At 73.3% G+C, this 3,799-nt stretch carries 5 protein-coding genes; 1 reads left to right on the top strand and 4 read right to left on the bottom strand.

The features are described 5' to 3' along the window. Positions 1-151: 151 nt before the first annotated feature. From DBR36_RS06335 to DBR36_RS06345, 3 genes are read right to left on the bottom strand one after another with little or no spacing between them, the layout of a single operon-like run. Entirely contained in the window at positions 152-715 is a 564-nt protein-coding gene (locus tag DBR36_RS06335) for a CbiQ family ECF transporter T component (RefSeq protein WP_375136062.1), read from the bottom strand. 35 nt (positions 716-750) lie between these two features. After that, on the bottom strand, positions 751-1,437 hold the full coding sequence (locus DBR36_RS06340; RefSeq protein WP_108318068.1) for an energy-coupling factor ABC transporter ATP-binding protein: 687 nt from the start codon (positions 1,435-1,437) through the stop codon (positions 751-753). Further along, positions 1,434-2,036, bottom strand: coding sequence for a biotin transporter BioY (locus tag DBR36_RS06345; protein ID WP_108318069.1), 603 nt, complete (start codon positions 2,034-2,036; stop codon positions 1,434-1,436). The genes DBR36_RS06340 and DBR36_RS06345 overlap by 4 nt, the downstream gene beginning before the upstream one ends. Positions 2,037-2,105: 69 nt before the next feature. Here DBR36_RS06345 and DBR36_RS06350 point away from each other — a divergent pair, with 69 nt between their 5' ends. Next, a complete protein-coding gene (locus tag DBR36_RS06350; protein ID WP_108318070.1) occupies positions 2,106-2,657 on the top strand; it encodes a TetR/AcrR family transcriptional regulator C-terminal domain-containing protein in 552 nt (183 codons plus the stop codon). Positions 2,658-2,669: 12 nt separating this feature from the next. Here DBR36_RS06350 and DBR36_RS06355 read toward each other — a convergent pair. Next, on the bottom strand, positions 2,670-3,799 hold a 1,130-nt coding region (locus DBR36_RS06355; RefSeq protein ID WP_258222594.1), incomplete at its 5' end, for a cytochrome b/b6 domain-containing protein.

A 3,799-nucleotide genomic window follows, 5' to 3' on the forward strand; every position in this document is an offset into this window, starting at 1 on the left:
CACCCACACCCGCCAAAAGTGGGACAAAGGTCGCGCAAGCGACCACCCCCGCCCCCTCGTCCCAGTTATGGGGGCGTATGTCCCACTTCTGGCTGCCCGAAGGCACCCGCACCCGCCAAAAGTGGGACGAGGTTGCGGCTGCGGGCCGGAGTCAGCGGATGCCGCGGGCGGCCAGGCCCTCACCGAGATTCTCGGCGTGGCGCAGCGTCGACACCAGCAGCGGCAGCGCTCCGCGCACGAGGGAGGGACGCAGGCCCCGCGCCCGCTGGGCGTCGCGCACCTCGGCCATCCGCCGCGCGATCACCGGGATCGTCGTGATCGTGAGGGTCGCGAGCAGCGCCGCCCGGGCGGGGTCGAGTCCGAGGCGGCGCAGGGGCGACAGCCCGCGCTCGACCGCATCCAGCAGGGCCGAGACCCGCGTGGTCAGGGGCACGAGTCCCGCGATCGCCAGGGCCGCGACCACGCGCGCGGTGTTGGCCACCGCCGGTTCGACGCCGAGGAACGGCAGCTGCCCCCCGAGGGTGATGACGACGAGCCACCGCAGCCCCCACACCGCGTCGGCGAGCGCGACGAGCGCCGCGATCGGGCCCATCCCGCTCGCCGCGTAGAGGACGAGGGGGACGGCGAGGACGAGCGTGGCCGCCCACGTCGACGGCACCGCGCCGACGATCACCGCCACGACGGCGAGTCCCACGAGCTTCGGACCCGCCGGCATCCGGTGCATCCACCCGTCCCCCGGCCGGTACAGGCTCAGCACGCGAGCGCCGTCTCGTACTCCGCGACGACGTCGACCGCGGATCCGGATGCCACGACCCGGCCGTCCTCGACGAGCAGCGCCTGCGCGCAGCGACGCGCGAGCGCCAGGTCGTGCGTCACGAGCACCAGGGCGTGCCCGGTGTCGGCCAGCAGATGATCGGCGACGATACGGGCGTTGCGCCCGTCGAGGAACGCGGTGGGTTCGTCGGCCACGACGAGATCCGGCGCGCGGACGAACGCCCCGCACAGGGCCAGGAGCTGCTTCTGTCCACCCGAGAGGTCGTGCGACGGCCGGTCGGCCAGATCGGACAGGCCGAACCGGGTCAGCGCGGCGGCGACGCGGGCGGCGCGCTCGGCGCGCGAGAGGTTCTCGGCGCGCAGCGACAGCGAGACGTCCTCGGCCACGGTGGGCATGAGGATCTGCGCGTCGGGATCGCTCAGCACCAGGGCGACACGGCGACGCAGGGCCGCGGCATCCCGGTCCGGATCCCGGCCGAGCACCTCGAGCTCGCCCGCGCTGCGGCGGACGAGACCCGCGATCGCCCGCGCGAGCGTGGACTTGCCCGAGCCGTTGTCGCCGACGACGGCGACCGTGCGGGCGGTCACCTCGAAGGTGGCGTTCCGCACCACCTCGCGACCGCCGAGGCGCACCGCGAGGTCCACGGCGCGGACGGGACTCACGCGACGGCGCGCGCGGGGGTGCGCGCGTCGGCCGCCGCCCGCCAGTCGCGACGGAAGCCCCGCGGATACGCCCGCACCAGCGTCGTCACGACGAGCGTGGCGACCGCCGCCTTGAGCAGGTCTCCCGGGATGAACACCAGGCTCGTCAGTGCCGTCTCGGCGAGCGGCAGACGCGTCACCAGACTCTGCACGGGGATGCCGAGCGCGTAGATCGCGACCACCCCGCCCGCGAGCATCGCCAGCGCCGTGCGCCAGACCACGGGGCGACGGCCGCCCGCGTGCACGATCAGGCCGACCACGGCGGCACCGAGGACCCATCCGAGCAGATAGCCGGCGGTCGGGCCGACGAAGACGCCGAATCCCCCGCGTCCGCCGGCGAGCAGCGGAAGACCCACGGCGACCAGGGCGAGCAGCACCGTCACCGACAGGGCGCCGAACCACGGGCCCAGCACCGCCCCGGCGAGCATCACGCCCAGGGTCTGCGCGGTGATCGGTACCCCGCCGAACACCGGGATGCCGCCGGGCAGGCCGAGGACGGCGATCACGGCGGCGAACGCCGCGATGCGGGCGAGGTCGGTGGCATCCGGTCTGCGGATCATGAGGGGCTCCCGTCGGGCGGTTCGTACCTGAACACTGTTCACCTGAACGGCGTTCACTATACTCATCTCATGGCTCCCCGCGGACACTCCGCCGACGACGTGGCGCGTACGGCCCTGCGCATCCTCGACGATCACGGGCTGCCCGACCTCTCGATGCGTCGCCTCGCCGGCGCCCTCGACGTGCAGCCCAGCGCACTGTACTGGCACTTCCCGAACAAGCAGGCGCTGCTGGCCGAGCTGTCCGATCGCATCGTGGGACGGATGTCATCAGGACCCGCCACCGACCTCGCGCGCGAGGCGCACGCCCTGCGCGACGCCCTGCTCGCCTGGCGCGACGGCGCCGAGGTGGTGTCGAGCACCCTGGCGATGGGACTCGGCTCATCGCTCGCGCACGACCGGCTCGCCGCTGCCCTGACCGCCGCCGGATTCGATGCCGATACCGCGCGCCGCGGCGCGACCACCGTGCTGCACTACGTCCTCGGCTTCGTCTGGCACGAGCAGCAGCGCCTGCAGTACGACAGCGCCGGGGCTCGCGAGGGCGCCTCGGGCCTCGAGACCGACGACTTCGACTTCGGTCTCGATCTCATCGCGGCGGGCCTGCACGCGCGGCGCCGCGTCTGACCGGCGCGCGGCTCAGCGCTGCTTGACGTCGCCGAACAGGCGGGCGATGGGCACCAGCACCGCCGGCCGCGCCGCGACCCACGCGGCGGCCATCACCAGCAGGGATGCCGCGAACAGCAGCAGGCCGGTGGGGTCGGTCGTGTAGGCCTCGGGGTCGATCGCACCCCGCGCGGCGTACATGTGGTTCAGGTTGCGCAGCGCTCCGGTGGCCAGCACCAGGAACACGTGCACGGCGATGAACGCCACGAAGAACAGCATGGTGGGGAAGTGGATCCTGCGCGCCCACTCGACCGGGTAGAGGCGGTTGAGCTTGCCGGCATCCTTCGGCCAGACGCCCGAGAGCCGCACACCGCTGACGATCGCGAGCGGTGCCGCCACGAAGGTGATCGCGAAGTACGACAGCTGCTGCAGGCTGTTGTAGTTGACCCAGCCGTTCTCGGTCGGCCAGTCCAGCGAGGCGTACTGCAGCGCTGCCGAGACGGCGTTCGGAAAGACCTCCCACGACGTCGGCACGATACGCATCCACTGCCCCGTGACGAACAGCAGCACGACGAAGATCACGCCGTTCGCGATCCACAGGATGTCGAGCGCCTGATGGAACCACAGCGTCAGGCTGATCCGGCGCTTCTTGTTGGTCCGGGGCGACCAGAACGCGGTCGGCCTCTTCTCGCGGCGCACCTGCCATCCCGTGCGGATGATGAGCAGCAGGAACAGGCTGTTGAGGAAGTGCGTCACGTTCAGCCACACCGGAAGGCCCACGGGAGCCGACGCCGGCAGGGGGTACTCGCCCGGGAAGGCCGCGAGGAACTCCCGCCCGGGTCCGATCGCCAGGACGAAGCGGGCGAGCAGTACCGCGATGCCCGCGAGCGCTAGGGCGAAGACGCCGAGCACGGCCGCCGAGCCGAGCAGTTGGACGGGTGAGTAGTCGCCGAGGGCGAGCCGGGCGCCGCCGCCGGGGGGAGGTGCCGTGACGGAGGGCCGGGCTGCGCGGCCCGCGGTCGGGGCGGGCGCGGCACCGGCCGCCGTCTTCCGCGCGGCGGCACCGGGCCAGACCGTGCGGCGCACGGTGAGCGGGGGACGCGGAGCGGTGGCCACGCGCGGGGCGGAGGCCCCGCTCGGCGCGGGGTCCGCACGCGGGGCGG

It is taken from the genome of Microbacterium sp. HMWF026 (genome assembly GCF_003061325.1).
Taxonomy (GTDB): Bacteria; Actinomycetota; Actinomycetes; order Actinomycetales; family Microbacteriaceae; genus Microbacterium; species Microbacterium testaceum_E.